The organism is Streptomyces sp. NPDC059828, from assembly GCF_042731955.1.
Classification (GTDB): Bacteria; Actinomycetota; Actinomycetes; order Streptomycetales; family Streptomycetaceae; genus Streptomyces.
In genome coordinates this window covers 80,448-95,263 of sequence record NZ_JBHWIW010000028.1, presented here as the reverse complement: position 1 = coordinate 95,263, position 14,816 = coordinate 80,448, and the positions used below count along the sequence as shown (strand labels likewise).

General features: G+C 69.5%; 12 protein-coding genes. All 12 read right to left on the bottom strand.

Going from position 1 to position 14,816, the window contains the following annotated elements; all coding sequences use genetic code 11:
* Positions 1 to 46 precede the first annotated feature (46 nt).
* Positions 47 to 1,864, bottom strand: a complete 1,818-nt coding sequence (glmS, locus tag ACFV6V_RS18640) for a glutamine--fructose-6-phosphate transaminase (isomerizing) (RefSeq protein ID WP_385566063.1) — start codon at positions 1,862 to 1,864, stop codon at positions 47 to 49.
* A 66-nt stretch (positions 1,865 to 1,930) separates the two neighbouring features.
* On the bottom strand, positions 1,931 to 2,209 hold the full coding sequence (locus ACFV6V_RS18635) for a hypothetical protein (RefSeq protein ID WP_385566061.1): 279 nt from the start codon (positions 2,207 to 2,209) through the stop codon (positions 1,931 to 1,933).
* Between the two features lie 101 nt (positions 2,210 to 2,310).
* The gene (locus tag ACFV6V_RS18630; protein WP_385566058.1) at positions 2,311 to 3,171 is read right to left on the bottom strand and encodes a DUF4429 domain-containing protein; all 861 of its coding nucleotides are present in this window, start codon (positions 3,169 to 3,171) and stop codon (positions 2,311 to 2,313) included.
* A gap of 127 nt (positions 3,172 to 3,298) precedes the next feature.
* Positions 3,299 to 5,086 carry an IucA/IucC family protein gene (locus ACFV6V_RS18625; RefSeq protein ID WP_385566056.1) on the bottom strand — a complete coding sequence of 596 codons (1,788 nt, stop codon included), beginning with the start codon at positions 5,084 to 5,086 and terminating at the stop codon, positions 3,299 to 3,301.
* Positions 5,086 to 5,637 carry a GNAT family N-acetyltransferase gene (locus tag ACFV6V_RS18620; protein WP_385566054.1) on the bottom strand — a complete coding sequence of 184 codons (552 nt, stop codon included), beginning with the start codon at positions 5,635 to 5,637 and terminating at the stop codon, positions 5,086 to 5,088. The genes ACFV6V_RS18625 and ACFV6V_RS18620 overlap by 1 nt, the downstream gene beginning before the upstream one ends.
* Entirely contained in the window at positions 5,634 to 6,941 is a 1,308-nt protein-coding gene (locus tag ACFV6V_RS18615) for a lysine N(6)-hydroxylase/L-ornithine N(5)-oxygenase family protein (protein ID WP_385566051.1), read from the bottom strand. The genes ACFV6V_RS18620 and ACFV6V_RS18615 overlap by 4 nt, the downstream gene beginning before the upstream one ends.
* On the bottom strand, positions 6,898 to 8,340 hold the full coding sequence (locus tag ACFV6V_RS18610) for a pyridoxal phosphate-dependent decarboxylase family protein (RefSeq protein WP_385566049.1): 1,443 nt from the start codon (positions 8,338 to 8,340) through the stop codon (positions 6,898 to 6,900). The genes ACFV6V_RS18615 and ACFV6V_RS18610 overlap by 44 nt, the downstream gene beginning before the upstream one ends.
* A 269-nt stretch (positions 8,341 to 8,609) precedes the next feature.
* Entirely contained in the window at positions 8,610 to 9,467 is an 858-nt protein-coding gene (locus ACFV6V_RS18605; protein ID WP_385566046.1) for a siderophore-interacting protein, read from the bottom strand.
* A 2-nt stretch (positions 9,468 to 9,469) separates the two neighbouring features.
* The gene (locus ACFV6V_RS18600; RefSeq protein ID WP_385566044.1) at positions 9,470 to 10,510 is read right to left on the bottom strand and encodes an ABC transporter substrate-binding protein; all 1,041 of its coding nucleotides are present in this window, start codon (positions 10,508 to 10,510) and stop codon (positions 9,470 to 9,472) included.
* A gap of 126 nt (positions 10,511 to 10,636) precedes the next feature.
* Positions 10,637 to 11,803, bottom strand: a complete 1,167-nt coding sequence (locus tag ACFV6V_RS18595; protein WP_385566042.1) for an acyl-CoA dehydrogenase family protein — start codon at positions 11,801 to 11,803, stop codon at positions 10,637 to 10,639.
* A gap of 2 nt (positions 11,804 to 11,805) precedes the next feature.
* On the bottom strand, positions 11,806 to 12,747 hold the full coding sequence (locus ACFV6V_RS18590) for a hydroxymethylglutaryl-CoA lyase (RefSeq protein ID WP_385566039.1): 942 nt from the start codon (positions 12,745 to 12,747) through the stop codon (positions 11,806 to 11,808).
* On the bottom strand, positions 12,740 to 14,797 hold the full coding sequence (locus tag ACFV6V_RS18585; protein ID WP_385566036.1) for an acetyl/propionyl/methylcrotonyl-CoA carboxylase subunit alpha: 2,058 nt from the start codon (positions 14,795 to 14,797) through the stop codon (positions 12,740 to 12,742). Before ACFV6V_RS18585 ends, ACFV6V_RS18590 begins: the two co-directional genes overlap by 8 nt.
* Positions 14,798 to 14,816 lie beyond the last annotated feature (19 nt).

Genomic DNA, 14,816 nt, shown 5'->3' with positions numbered 1-14,816 from the left:
CGCCGGTGGCGTGTGCAGGGGGTCGCCGTCTGCCGTAGGAGGTGGACTACTCCACCGTCACCGACTTCGCCAGGTTGCGCGGCTTGTCGATGTCCCGGCCGAGGGCCAGGGCCGTGTGGTAGGCCAGCAGCTGGAGCGGGATGCCCATGAGGATCGGGTCCAGCTCGTCCTCGTTCTTCGGCACGATCACCGTGTGGTCGGCCTTCTCCTGCTCCTGGTGCGCCACCGCGAGGATCCTGCCGCTGCGGGCCTTGATCTCCTCGAGCGCGGCGCGGTTCTTCTCCAGCAGCTCGTCGTCCGGCACGATCGCAACCGTGGGCAGCGCGGGCTCGATCAGCGCCAGCGGGCCGTGCTTCAGCTCGGACGCCGGGTAGGCCTCGGCGTGGATGTAGGAGATCTCCTTGAGCTTCAGGGAGGCCTCGAGCGCCACCGGGTAGCCGCGCACCCGGCCGATGAACATCATCGACTTGGCGTCCGCGTACTCGGCCGCCAGCTTCTTGATCTCGTCCTCGGACTCGAGGATCTCGGAGATCTGGGCGGGCAGCTTGCGCAGACCCTCGATGATGCGCTTGCCGTCGGCCACCGACAGGTCGCGGATACGGCCCAGGTGCAGCGCGAGCAGCGCGAAGGCGACCACCGTGTTGGTGAAGCACTTCGTGGACACCACGCACACCTCGGGGCCGGCGTGCACGTAGACGCCGCCGTCCGTCTCGCGGGCGATCGCGGAGCCGACCACGTTTACCACGCCGAGGACGCGGGCGCCCTTGCGCTTGAGCTCCTGGACGGCGGCCAGCACGTCGTAGGTCTCACCGGACTGGGAGACGGCGATGTAGAGGGTGTCGGGGTCCACGACCGGGTTGCGGTAGCGGAACTCGGAAGCGGGCTCGGAGTCGGCGGGGATACGGGCCAGGGACTCGATGAGCCCGGCGCCGATCAGGCCCGCGTGGTAGGAGGTGCCGCAGCCGAGGATCTTGACGCGGCGGATGCCGCGGGCCTCGCGGGCGTCCAGGTTGAGCCCGCCCAGGTGCACGGTGGAGAACCGGTCGTCGATGCGGCCGCGCAGCACGCGGTCCACCGCGTCGGGCTGCTCGGAGATCTCCTTGTGCATGTAGGTGTCGTGGCCGCCCATGTCGTAGGAGGCGGCCTCCCACTCGACGGTCTCGGGGGTGGCGGTGGTGCGCGTGCCCGAGGTCGTGTAGGTGCGGAAGTCGTCGGCCTTCAGGGTGGCCATCTCGCCGTCGTTCAGGGTGACGACCTGGCGGGTGTGGGCGACCAGCGCGGCGACGTCGGAGGCGACGAACATCTCCTTCTCGCCGATGCCGAGGACGACCGGGGAGCCGTTGCGGGCGACGACGACGCGGTCGTTGAAGTCGGCGTGCATGACGGCGATGCCGTAGGTGCCCTCGACGACCTTGAGCGCCTCGCGGACCTTCTCCTCCAGGGATTCGGCCTGGGAGCGGGCGATCAGGTGGGTGAGCACCTCGGTGTCGGTCTCGGAGGCGAAGACGACCCCGTCGGCCTCGAGCTTGGCGCGCAGCTCCATGGCGTTGTCCACGATGCCGTTGTGGACGACGGCGACCTTGTTCTCGGGGTCCATGTGCGGGTGCGCGTTGTGGTCGCTCGGGACGCCGTGGGTGGCCCAGCGGGTGTGCGCGATACCGGTGGTGCCGGTGAAGCGCTTGGGGACGCGGGCCTCGAGGTCCCGGACCCGGCCCTTGGCCTTGACCATCTTCAGCCCGGAGGCCTTCGGGCTGGTGATGACCATGCCCGCGGAGTCGTAGCCCCGGTACTCAAGCCGCGCCAGGCCTTCCAGCAGCAGCGGCGCGACATCGCGCTTCCCGATGTAACCAACGATTCCGCACATAAAGTCTTTGCCCCTCCAGGTTCGATGGGTGTGGTGCCCGGCCGTCCGATGCGTCCGTCCGGACGATCAGCCGTAGACGATCCGGCGCAGCTGCCTGAGCGTGAGCTCGGGCGGTGCCACGGCACGGTGCCGCAGCTCGGCCGCGACACGGTCGAAGATCTCCGCGTTCACGGCTCCGCCGGACTGGAGCTCGCGGTGCCGTCGGCGGACGAACTCCTCCGTGGTCTCGTCGAAGAACGCCAGCACATCGAGCACCACCCGGACCGCTTCACCGCGCTGGAGCGCGGTGCTGCGCACCAGATGGTCGATGAGGTCCTCATGGGACGGCGGTCGGCGATCGAGCACCCGTAGATACTGAAGGGCGACCGGCCCTGAACGCAAGATTCCTGCCCGAATCCGGGCAGGCACCTGCGTGACCAAGGTTACAGAGGCCAGCTCTGCGGGCTTCACATGCGCTTGAGAACCGCCTGTTTGGCGGCGGCGAACTCGTCGTCCGTCAGTATCCCGGCGTGATGCAACTCACCCAGTTCACGCAGCCTGCGGAGCAGTACGTCGTGATCGTCGGCGACGGCTGCGGGCTCCGGGGGCAGCAGGGCCGCCCGGGGGACCGGGAGCTGCCGCAGCCGTACCAGCACGGCCGCCCCGACCAGCGCCATCAGCGGGTCCTTGCGGAAGCCCCAGAGCTCCACGGAGAGGGGATCGTACTTCGGCGCCGCAGGCGGTCTGGCCTGAGCCACCCGGAACCGCAGGTAGCCGTTCTCCAGACCGGTCGCGGGCAGCCACTCCACGGCGGTGACCTCGGCGAGGTCCAGGACCTGGGGACCGGCCGACGCCTTGGTGTCGTCCGTCTTCCAGTTCCACTCCAGCCGGATCTGCTCGCCGTCGAAGGCGACCGTGCCGTCGCCCGCGCCGACGCTGAGGGGCACGCTGGGGCCGGGCAGCAGATACGAGCTCGCCGGGCCGTCGTCGATCCCCTCGAGCAACAGGGCGTTGCGTACCTCGTCCACGAAGTACTCGGCGACGCCCGCGCGTTCCGGTGACACGGTCAGCCGGTAGGGGTCGGAGTCGTCGTCCAGCCTGCCCCGGGCGACCGTCAGCAGCGGGTCCGCACCTTCGCGCAGACGGAGCTTGAGCAGCCCGGACTTCTTGCCGGGCGCGTACGAGATCCCGGCCAACGCGCCCAGCGGTATGCCGATTTCACCGAGGGTACGGCGCAGCAGGCTCACGCCCCTGTCATGGCCGGGCACGATCCGCACACCGTCGCCGTCGAAGATCCAGGTGCCGCTCTTGTCGATGATTTCCGCCATGCGGGTGATTCTGGCACCGGGGTGGCGGAGGATCCGGCTCCGCCGGGGACGCGCGTGAAGCGGGCGCCCCGCGGAGGACCGTATCTCCGCAGGGCGCCCGCCCGTCCGTGACCGTGCCGCCCTCGGCCTACCGGCGGAACGGCGCGATCGGGTTCCGCAGACTGCCCACGAGCTGGAGCGCGCCCGAGGGGTCGGTGAGGTCCACCATCTGCTTGTTGTCGCGCAGCTGGAGCCGGTTGAGGCAGGACAGCGCGAACTCGTCGGCGAACATGTCGTACTGGGCGAACTTGTCCGCGAGCTGCGGCATGGACTCCTGGTAGCCGGAGACACACGCGGCGACCGTCCGCCAGAACGAGTCCTCGTCCAGCACGCCCTCTGCCGCGAGCGTGGCTCCCAGGAAGCGGAAGAAGCAGTCGAAGACATCGGTGAAGACCGACAGCAGCTTCATGTCCTCAGGGACCTCGGCGCGGATCCGCTCCACCGCGGGTGGCAGGACCGCGTCCGGGTCCATCACGCAGATCTCCTCGGCGAGGTCCTTGAAGATCGCACGCCGCACCGAGCCGTCCGAGCCGAGCACGAGGATCACGTTCTCTCCGTGCGGCATGTAGACGAGGTCGTACGCGTAGAAGCAGTGCAGCACCGGCACCAGATAGGCGTCCAGATAGCCCCGCAGCCACTCCTCGGGGGCCAGGTCCGCCCCGGTGACCAGGGCGCCCGCGAAGGACTTCCCCGAACGGTCGGTGTGCAGCAGGGACGCCATGGTCGCCAGGCGCTCGCCCTCCACCAGCGTGGGCACCGGGCTCTCGCGCCACAGTGCGGCGAGCATCTTCCGGTAGGGCGAGTAGCGGTCGGTGGCGGCCTCGTACTCCAGGTGCCGGTAGCCCACCGCCGCATGCTCGCGGATGATCGAGAAGCGGGCCGCCCTCAGCACCTCGTCGCTCGCCACCAGCGCTGCCAGCCAGTCGTTGATGGCCGGCGTGGCCTCCATGTACGCCGCCGAGAGACCACGCATGAAGCCCATGTTGATCACGGACATGGCCGTCTTCACATAGTGCTTCGCCGGGTCGCTGGTGTTGAAGAAGGTACGGATCGACTGCTGGGCCAGATACTCGTCGTCCCCTTCGCCGAGCGGCACCAGCCGCTGCTGGGCGATCTCGGCGGCGAAAGTGACGGAGAGCTTGTTCCACCACTGCCAGGGGTGCACCGGCATCAGCAGATAGTCGTCCGGGTCCAGACCGAGCCCGCGCAGTCGGGCGTCGAACCGGTCGAGGGTGTCCTGCCCCAGCTCCGCCCGCATCAGGTTCTCGTAGCCGAGGTCCACGCAGGAGGTGAAGGCGGCTCGGGAGCGGTGCGCGGCCAGCCACAGCAGCCGGATGGGGGCCGCCGTCTCGGGGGCGTATTGGTGGTACTCGTGGATGCCGAAGCCGAGGCGCCCGTTGTTGGCGACGAAGCAGGGGTGGCCCTCGGTCATCCCGGTCTCGATCGCCTGGAAACCGGCCTGCGCCAGCTCGGCGGCGGAGACGTCCGGCTTGGTGAGTTTGTAGGCCGTACCGGACAGAGTCGAGGAGATCTCCTCCAGGTAGACCGGCAGGATCTCGTCGGACAGGCCCAGCGCGCCGCGCAGTTCCGTGAAGAAGTCCAGGGCGTCCAGCGGCAGCTCGGCGCCGTCGCGGTGGCGGCTGACCGACACGGGGTCGATCTGCCAGTGGTCGAGGGCGTACCGGTCGGCGGTGAAGCGGTACTCGGTCCTGCCGTCGTCGCTGGACACCGCGTACCGGCCGGCGCCGAGGTCCTTCGGTGCGAGCAGCCGCTCGTGGGAGAACTCGGCGAGCCCCTTGCGGATCAGCAACCGGCTGGCCTCGGCCCACAGCGCTGGGGTGAGGTGGGCGACGCTGTCGATGCTCGTGGTGTTCATCAGGCGGCTCCGGTGGCTGCTTCGAACTGCTCGCGGGTGCAGAAGCTCAGCAGTGCCTTCTTCTCGGGCTTCTGTATCTCGCGCTCGGGTACGAAGCCGACGGCCTCGTTGAGTGCGTGCACGGCCTTGTTCGCGACGTCCGGTTCGACCACGACGCGCCGGGTCGCCGGGTCCGCGAACAGCTCCCCCATCACGGCGGTGATCACGGCCCGGGTGAAGCCGTGTACCGGGGTGTCGGTCGGGGCCACAAGGAAGTGCATGCCGACATCGCCCGGTTCGGGCTCGTACAGCCCGACCAGCTCGATGTGCCGCGGGTCGTAGCGCTCCATCAGGAAAGCGGGCTCGCCGTCCAGCAGACCGAGGAAGGCGTGGTGGTGCTCGGACGACGCGATCGCCATGTACTCGCGTTCCACGTCCTCCAGCCTGGCGTCCTGCATCATCCAGAACGCGGCCTTGGGGTGGGTGACCCAGCCGTGCAGCAACTCCGCGTCGGCGAGAGGGTCCAGGGGACGGAAGGAGAACGTTCCCAGGGCAGGGGCGGTGGTGCTCATACGGCGAACTCCTGGAACGCGATGGTCTTCTCCACGGGGTAGTACTCGCTCCCGAGCAGCTCACTGATGATGTAGGCGTTGCGGTACGGGCCCATGCCGAGGTCGGGCGAGGTGATCGAGTGCGTGTGCACCCCGGCGTTCTGGAGGAAGATCGCGCGCCCGGTGGTGTCGATCGCGTAGTTGCGGGCGATGTCGAAGCGGCCCTGTCCGTCCCAGCGGATCCGGTCGCGCACGGGCTCCAGGAAGGCAGGAGTGGCGTACTTGTAGCCGGTGGCCAGGACCAGGCCCTCGGTCTCGATCTCGAAGTCCTTCTCCTGCTCCTCCTGACGCAGCCCCAGGGTGTAGGTCCCGTTCTCGTGCCGGGCGCTGTGCAGGGCGGTGTTGGTGAGCAGCCGGGTGGGCACCGGACCGCCGAGGTTCTTCTGGTAGAGCAGGTCGAAGATCTCGTTGATGAGGTCGCCGTCGATCCCCTTGAAGAGGTTCTTCTGCTGCGACTCCAGCCGGTAGCGGGTGGCCTCCGGTAGCGCGTGGAAGTAGTCGATGTACTCGGGGGAGGTCATCTCGAGGGTCAGCTTGGTGTACTCCAGCGGGAAGAACCGCGGGGAACGGGTGACCCAGTTGAGCCGGTAGCCGTGCACGTCGATCTCGGAGAGCAGGTCGTAGTAGATCTCCGCCGCGCTCTGCCCGCTGCCCACCAGGGTGATGGACTTCTTCTTCTGGAGCTCTTCCTTGGCCTGGAGGTAGCGGGAGTTGTGGACGAAGTCGCCGCCCAGGTCCTGGCAGGTGTCCGGGATGTACGGAGGAGTGCCGGTGCCGAGCACGACCCGGCGGGCCCGGAACACCTGGCCGCCGGTGGTGTGGACGGCGTAGAGCTCGTCCCCGGCCTCGTACTCGACCCTCGTCACCGTGGTGCTGAAGCGGATGCTGCTCAGTTTGGCGGCGGCCCAGCGGCAGTAGTCGTTGTACTCGGTCCGCAGCGGGTAGAAGTTCTCCCGGATGTAGAACGAGTAGAGACGGCCCTTCTCCTTCAGGTAGTTGAGGAAGGAGTACGGGGACGTCGGGTCGGCGAGGGTCACCAGGTCCGACATGAACGGGGTCTGGAGGTGGGCGCCGTCCAGGAACATCCCCGAGTGCCACTCGAAGTCCGGCTTGGACTCCAGGAACACGCCGTTCAGCTCGGCGATGGGCTCGGTCAGGCAGGCGAGGCCGAGGTTGAACGGACCCAGTCCGATACCGATGAAATCGTGGATGTCACGGTGCTCAGGACGCGTGGACAAGGTTCTCTCCCAGGTACTGCTCGGCATGGCCGGCTATCAGATCGAGGACGGCGGCGATGTCGGCCATGGTCGTCTCGGGGTTCAGCAGGGTGAATTTCAGGTACTGGCGGCCGTCGACCTTGGTGCCCGCGACCACTGCCTCGCCCGAGGCGAACAGGGCCTTGCGGGCGTGGAGGTTGGCGCGGTCGATCTCGGCCGGCGCGGTGACGTGCGCCGGGATGTAGCGGAACACCAGCGTGGACAGGCTGGGCTCGACCACCACGTCGTAGCGGGGGTCGCCCGCCAGCAGGCGCCAGCCGTCGGCGGCCAGGTCGCAGACCTCGTCGAAGAGCTGCCCCACGCCGTCGGCGCCCATGACCCGCAGGGTCATCCAGAGCTTGAGCGCGTCGAAGCGCCGGGTGGTCTGGAGGGACTTGTCGACCTGGTTGGGGATCCTCTCCTCGATGGTGCGCCGGGGGTTGAGGTAGTCCGCGTGGTAGGTGACGTGCCGCAGCGTGGCGTGATCCCGTACCAGTAGTGCGGAGGAGCTCACCGGTTGGAAGAAGGACTTGTGGTAGTCGACGGTCACGGAGTCGGCGCGCTCGATGCCGTCCAGCAGATGGCGGCGGGTGGGGGAGGCCAGCAGCCCGCAGCCGTAGGCGGCGTCCACATGCATCCAGGCGCCGTACTGCTCGCACAGCTCGGCGATCTCCGGCAGCGGGTCGATGGAGCCGAAGTCGGTGGTGCCCGAGGTGGCCACCACGGCCATGGGGACCAGGCCCTCCTGACGGCACTTCTGGAGTTCGGCAGCGAGGGCGACCGTCTGCATGCGCTTGTCGTGGCAGGTGGGGACGGAGACGACGGCGTCGGGGCCGAGCCCGAGCAGGGTGGCGGACTTCTGGACGCTGAAGTGGCTGCACTCGGAGGCGAAGACACGCAGCCTCGACAGGTCGTCCGTCTTGGCCTCCTGGCGGGCCAGCAGCATCGCCTGGAGGTTGGACTGGGTGCCACCGCTGGTGAACACGCCGTCGGCGGCCGGGCCGAGACCGATCCGGCCGGTGGTCCAGTCGATGAGCCGGCGCTCGATCAGGGTGCCGCCGGCGCTCTGGTCCCAGGTGTCCAGTGAGGAGTTGACGGCCGAGAGCACGGCCTCGCCCAGCACGGCGGGGATGACGACCGGGCAGTTGAGGTGGCCGAGGTAGCGGGGGTGGTGGAAGTACACCGCGTCGCGCAGATACACCTGCTCCAGCTCGTCGAGCGCGGCCGAGGCGTCACCGAGGGGCTGGTCGAGATCGACGGCGGCGATCGTGGGGGCGAGTTCATCGGGGGTGATGCCGGTGAACGGCTGCCGAGTCGTGGCGAGTTTGTTCGCCACCCGCTCGACTCCTTCGATCACGGAGCTGCGGTAGAGCTCCGCCGTTGTGTCGTTGAGCAGGTGCGAGCGCATGGGGTGGCCTTCCCGGTGCGGGGACGTGACAAAGGTGCCCTCTGGGGCAGGAGGGAGCGGTGCGGGGATTGGAGCTTAGGTTAGCCTAACCTGAATTTCGACGCCCGGAGATCCCTGTTCCGATGAAGCGGAAGCGATGTGGCTCACACTCATGAGGCAGGCACCGAACGGAGATTGCCCGGAGGCGGGTGCGCACGCCGATGCGGCCCCGTTCGCGGATGGCGACGTGGCCGCGGGGCGGCATGGGGGTCCGGGTTCGGGTGTGAGGGCTACGACGCGTCGTCGGGGGTCTCGCGCAGGGCGTCCTCGCTCAGGCCCTTGCGCCAGTAGCCCACGAACGTGACCCGGCGCTTGTCCAGCCCGCGCTCGTTCACCAGCTGGCGGCGAAGTGCCTTGACCGCCCCCGACTCACCCGCGATCCAGGCATACGGCGCCGAGCCCGCGAGCTCAGCGGCCCGCACGGCCTCGACGGCCGGTGGCGCGCCCTCGTCCCGTACCAGCCAGGTGACGGTGGCCTCGGCCGCGGTGGCGAGTTCCATCCGGTCACCGGCGTGCGGGACCTCGATCCAGACCTGTGCGCGGATGCCGGCCGGCAGCCACTCCAGGATGGCCGAAGCGGCGGGTAGCGCCGTCTCGTCCGCCCAGATCAGCACCGAGTCGGCGTCATCGGGCAGTCGGAATCGCACGGCGGTGTTGTCGGCGACGGCGGGGCCGAGCACGGTCACCCGGTCCCCGGCGGAGGCCCGCTGCGCCCACCGGCAGGCCGGGCCGCCGTCCTCGTGGACGGCGAAGTCGATGTCCATCTCGCCGTGTTCACCCGCGCCGGGACGCTGCTCCCGCACCGTGTACGAGCGCATCACGGCGCGTTCGTCCGCGGGCAGCGCCCGCCAGGCGCCGAGCGTGGCGTACATGGCTTCCGTGCTGCTGTCCTGAGGGGCAGGCAGCACGGGTGCGTGCTGCCCCGGGTGCGGCAGGAAGAGGGAGAGCGACTGGTCGCGGCCCCCGGACGCGAAGTCCATCAGCGCCTCACCCCCGAAGGTGACGCGTATCAGCGACGGGCCGAGCCGCCGCGTCCGTACGACCTGGAGAGGGAAGAAACGGAACGGGGCGGCTGCGGCTGCCGTCATCGTCAGGCGACCTTCTTCGCGTTCTCGATGGCTTCGGCCAGGGTCTCCAGAAGCGGGACGCACTTGTCGTAGGAAAGGATGGGCTCGGGCGTGCGGGGGATGACCTGGCCCGCCTTGACCGCGGGCAGCTGCTTCCAGGTCGGCTTCGACTTGTCGAGGACGGCCGGCTGCAGGGTCGCGGAGCGGTCGTCCATCATGATGATGTCCGCCGGGTACTTGTCGACGTTCTCCCAGCTGAGGTTCTCGTACCAGCCGCCGCTGGCCTTCTTGGCCGCCTCCGACGGCTCGACGATGTTCACGCCGAGGGACTTGAAGTACTCGAGGTCGATGGAGAGGTTCGAGCCGGAGACATAGAAGATCGTGTCGGCGCCGGAGCCGACGAGGACCTTGATGTTCGGCTTGGACTTGGCTGCCGCGCGCAGACGCTCGGCGGCCGCCTCGAACCGCTTCTTCGCCGCGGTGACCTTGTCGGCCTGCACGTCGGCGCCGAGCGACTTCGCCAGTTCCAGCATGCGGCTCAGCGACTCGGGCAGCTGGCGGTCGTACACCGAGACGCCGACGCTCGGAGCGAGCTTGAGGATCTTGTCCTTGGACTCCTCGGGGACGTACCACAGCGTGCCCGAGGCATCGAACAGGGTGGAGATCAGCACGTCGGGAGCGAGGGCCGCGTACTTCTCGACGCTGAACTCGCCCCACACATTGCCAACCACCGTCACCTTGCTGACGTCCATGTCGCCGGCCTGGATGTCGGCCTTGCCGTCCTTGGTCTTCGTCGGCCCGAAGACGCCCTTGCACTCGACGCCGTAGTCGTACAGGGCGGCGGCGACGCCGGTGAACGCGACTATGTTCGCCGGGGACTTGGGCGCCTTCGCCGTCTGGCCGCGGTCGTCCTTGAACTCCCACGGTCCGGACTTCTTGGCGTCCGAGGCCGTGTCGCCCTTCTTCTTGTCGTCGCCGCACGCGGTGAGGGCGGCGGTGAGGCCGAGGGCGCCGCCCGCTGCGAGCAGTCCGCGGCGGGTCAGGGGGGAAGCGGCATGGGGCATGAGGAGTTTCGCTTTCGTGCGTGCCGGGGGCGGCCTCGTGGCCGAGATTCGAAGGTAGGTTAGCCTAACCTCAGATCTTGTCCAGAGGTGGGGGTCGTACCGGAACCCCCGGCACCGCCCGCAAGCTCAGCCCGTGAGCCCCAACTCCCTTGCGATCAGCATCCGCTGGACCTCGCTCGTGCCCTCGCCGATCTCCAGGATCTTGGAGTCCCGCCACATCCTGGCCACCGGGTACTCGTTCATGAAGCCGTAGCCGCCGTGGATCTGGGTGGCCTCGCGGGCGTTGTCGACCGCGACCGTGGAGGAGTAGAGCTTCGCGAGCGCCGCCTCCTTCTTGAACGGCTCACCGAGGACGAGGCGCGAAGCCGCGTCGCGCCAGCCGATCCGGGCCATGTGCGCCCGCATCTCCATGTCGGCGATTTTGAACTGTATGGCCTGGTTGTCCCCGATCGGTCGGCCGAAGGCGTGCCGCTCCTTGGCGTACTTCACCGACTCGTCCACACAGCCCTGGGCCAGACCCGTGGCGAGCGCGGCGATCGCGATACGGCCCTCGTCGAGGATGCGCAGGAACTGGGCGTAGCCGCGGCCCTCCTCGCCGAGCAGGTTGGCGAACGGGACCCGGACGTCGGCGAACGACAGCTCACGGGTGTCCGACGCATTCCATCCCACCTTGGAGTAGGGGGCGGCGACGGTGAAGCCGGGGGTGCCGGACGGCACGATGATCGAGGAGATGCGCGGCTTGCCCTCGGGGGTGCGGCCGGTGACCGCGGTGACCGTGACCAGGCCCGTGATGTCCGTGCCGGAGTTGGTGATGAAGCACTTGGAGCCGTTGATCACCCACTCGCCGGTGCTCTCGTCGCGCACGGCGGTGGTCTTGGTGCCGCCCGCGTCCGAGCCCGCGTCGGGCTCGGTGAGGCCGAAGGCGCCAAGGACCTCACCGGAGCACAGCCGGGGCAGCCACTCGCGCTTCTGCTTCTCGGTGCCGAAGCGGTGGACCGGCATGGCTCCCAGCGAGACGCCGGCCTCCAGGGTGATCGCCACGGACGAGTCGACCCGGGCGAGCTCCTCCAGGGCGATACCGAGGGCCAGGTAGTCGCCGCCCATCCCGCCGTACTCCTCGGGGAAGGGCAGTCCGAACAGGCCCATACGGCCCATCTCGCGGACGATCTCGTAGGGGAACTCGTGCCGCTCGTAGAAGTCGCCGATCTTCGGGGCGACCACATCGTGGGCGAACTCCTCGACGGTGCGCCGGAGTTCCTCGTGCTCGGAGGAAAGACGGTGGTCGAGCGACATGGCTAGGACTCCTTGTGGGACAGGGCCCGCACGGTGCGGGACGGGCTGGGTCGGCCCAGTTGCTCGGCCATCCACGCGCTGGTGGCGCTGAGCCGGTCGAGATCGACCCCGGTGTCGATACCGAGGCCGTGGAGCATCCACACGAGGTCTTCGGTGGCGAGGTTTCCGGTGGCACTCTTGGCGTACGGGCAGCCGCCGAGGCCGCCTGCCGAGGCGTCGACCGTGGTCACGCCGTGCTCCAGCGCCGCGAAGGTGTTGGCCAGGGCCTGGCCGTAGGTGTCGTGGAAGTGCACCCCGATGGCGCTGGTGGGCACGCCCTCCTCATTGAGCTGGGCGAGCAGGGCGAGCACATGACCGGGGGTCGCGACACCGATGGTGTCCCCGAGGCTCAGCTCGTCGCAGCCCAGGTCCATCAGCTGCTTGGCGACCCGGACCACCTGGTGGATGGGCACCCTGCCCTCCCAGGGGTCGCCGAAGCACATCGAGAGGTAGCCCCGCACATGGACCTTGTCGTCCTTCGCGCGGGCGACGACGGGCTCGAACATGGCGAGCGACTCGGCGACCGTCCGGTTGAGGTTGCGGGCCGCGAACGTCTCGGTCGCCGACCCGAACACCGCGATCCGGCGCGCCCCCAGGGCAAGGGCACGCTCAAGGCCGCGCTCGTTGGGTACGAGGACGGGCAGGGCGACACCCTCGAGGCCGCCGAGGCGCGGGAACAGATCCTCGGCGTCCGCCAGCTGGGGAACCCACTTGGGGTGGACGAAGCTGGTGGCCTCGATGGTGGTCAGGCCCGCGTCGGCGAGACGGCGGATGAACTCCGCCTTCACCTCGGTCGGGACGACCTCCTTCTCGTTCTGGAGACCGTCACGGGCGCCCACCTCATGGATGCGCACCCGCGGCGGGAGCTCCGGGACGGGTACCTGCATCGGCAGTCCGTCAGTCATCGCTCGGCTCCTTCGGTCCGTCCTCGCGCGGGGCCACGACGGCGAGCACCTGGTCCATGGCGACGGTGGCGCCCGGGGTGACGTCCAGCTCGGTGACGGTGCCGGCGTGCGGGGCGGAGATGACGTGCTCCATCTTCATCGCCTCGACGACCAGCAGGCTCTGGCCCGCCTCGACCGTGTCACCGACGGAGACCTTGACCACGGTCACGGTGCCCGGCATCGGCGCCGCCAGCGTGTCCGCTCCCTGGCGGGCGGCGCCGCTGAGCGAGGCCTCCACCGGGTCGTGGTCCAGGACGTGCCAGGAGTCACCGTCCCGGCCGAGCCAGATCCCCTCGGGCCCGATGGCATGCCGGAAGGTGTGGGTGACCCCGTCGACCTCGACGGTGACGGTGCCGGACCGGTCCCGGGCCCCGCCCGCCGGCAGTCCCGGCCCGTCGTCCGTCCGCACCCGCCGCACCGGCTTCGCGGGCGCGTCGCCCACGGTGCACGCGGCCCCCGCCGGCGTATCGCTCACCCGGACCGTCAGCGGGTCCTGGCCGGGGATGCGGAAGTGGTGGACCGTCGCGGCGTGTTCACCGCCCAGCCGCCAGCCGTTCGGGACGGAGAAGGGGTCGACCCAGCCGCCGGACGTCCCGGACGCCCCCGGCCGGCGCAGCAGTGCCGCCGCCGCGTACACCTCGTCGGGCACGCCACCGGGCACCAGGCCGTCCGCGTCCCGCTCCACGAGCCCCGTGTCCATGTCGCCCGAGACCACATCCGGGTGGTCCAGCAGACGGCGCAGGAAGCCCGCGTTGGTCGGCACGCCGAGGGTGACCGTGTCCGCCAGGGCCGCGCGCAGCTTGCGCAGCGCGGTCCGGCGGTCGGGGCCGTAGGCGATGACCTTCGACAGCATCGGGTCGTAGAGGCTGGAAACCTCGGTGCCCTCGCTGAGCCCCGAGTCGGTGCGCAGGCCCTGGCCCTGCGGTTCATGAAGGGCGAGCACCGTGCCACCGGAGGGCAGGAAGCCGCGCGCCGGGTCCTCCGCGCAGATCCGGGCCTCGACGGCGTGACCGGTGAGCCGGACGTCCTCCTGGACGAACGAGAGCCGCTCGCCCGCCGCCACCCGCAGCTGCCACTCCACCAGATCCAGACCGGTGATCAGCTCGGTGACCGGGTGCTCCACCTGGAGCCGGGTGTTCATCTCCATGAAGTAGTAGGCGGAAGGGTCACTGCCCGGGACGATGAACTCCACCGTGCCCGCGCCGCGGTAGCCGCAGGAGCGCGCCGCCTGTACAGCGGCCTCGCCCATGGCGGCCCGGGTCGCCTCGTCCAGCAGGACGGACGGCGCCTCCTCGATGATCTTCTGGTGGCGGCGCTGAAGCGAGCACTCGCGCTCGCCGAGGTGCACCACATTGCCGTGCCCGTCCGCGAGCACCTGGATCTCGATGTGCCGGGGACGGTCGATCCACCGCTCCACCAGCAGGGTGTCATCGCCGAACGAGGCCCGCGCCTCGCGCCGCGCAGCGGCGATCTCCTCCAGCAGCGCCGACTCGACCCGCGTGAGCCGCATGCCCTTGCCGCCGCCGCCCGCCGACGGCTTCAGCAGCACCGGCATCCCGATCTCCCGGGCGGCGTCGGCGAGCTGGTCGTCCGTCAGCCCGGACCCGGACGAACCGGGCACCACCGGTACCCCCGCCTTGCGTACGGTCTCCTTCGCGCGGATCTTGTCGCCCATCAGCGAGATCGCCGACGCGGACGGACCGATGAAGACCAGCCCCGCGTCCTCACAGGCCTGGGCGAACGCCGCGTTCTCCGCGAGGAAGCCATAGCCGGGGTGGACCGCCTGGGCTCCGCTGAGCCGCGCCGCGTCCAGCAGCCGCTTCACCGAGAGGTAGCTCTCCGCCGCGGGGGCCGGACCGAGCCGCACCGCGGTGTCGGCCTCCCGGACGTGCCGGGCATCGGCGTCCGCGTCGCTGAAGACGGCGACCGAGCGCACCCCCATGGCCCGCAGCGTCCGGATGACGCGGACCGCGATCTCACCGCGATTGGCGACCAGAACCGTGTCGAACATCGTCTGTCCCTTGAAGTCC